We start from the raw sequence: 599 nt of genomic DNA on the forward strand, positions 1-599 counted from the left end.
CCTCACAGACGCGCGAAGTGTTCGCGATCGATTCGGTGCAAATCGTGCGCGGATCGGATTCCACGCTCGGCGGGCGCGGCAGCGCAGGTGGGACGATCAACATCCTGACCAAATTGCCGCAAGCGCGTACCTTTGGCTCGATCGCGGGCAGCTATGGCAATGCCGATTACAAGCGCATCGTCGGGGATCTCAACCTCAAGCTCAGCGATACGGCTGCCTTCCGCATCGAAGGCATGTGGCACGACCAGGATGTCGCGGGACGCGATGCCATCTATCAACGGCGCTGGGGCGTGGCACCGAGCTTCACGATCGGGCTCGGCACGCCCACGCGGTTGACCGTCGGCTATTACCGCCTTGAAAGCCATGAGCTGCCCGACAGCGGTATTCCCTATCTCTACACGATCGCCAATGCGCCCGGCACCGGCGCGATCCGCACCGAACCGGCGCTGGGGCAGATTACCACTGCCACCGGTCAGACCGGCTATGTCGCGCGCTCGACCTTTTACGGCCTCGCCAGCCGCGATTTCCGCGATAGCACCACCGATCAGGCGACGGTGCGGGTCGAGCATGATTTTGGCGGGGTAACGCTGCGCAACACC

The 599-nt window shown here is 63.6% G+C and carries 1 pseudogene; it reads left to right on the forward strand.

The window, feature by feature from the left end:
* Positions 1-17: 17 nt before the first annotated feature.
* Positions 18-599, forward strand: a pseudogene (locus AACY45_RS27515) (TonB-dependent siderophore receptor); the annotation flags it as partial.

The sequence above is a fragment of the Pseudomonas sp. RA_35y_Pfl2_P32 genome (genome assembly GCF_963970735.1).
Lineage (GTDB): Bacteria > Pseudomonadota > Gammaproteobacteria > Pseudomonadales > Pseudomonadaceae > Aquipseudomonas.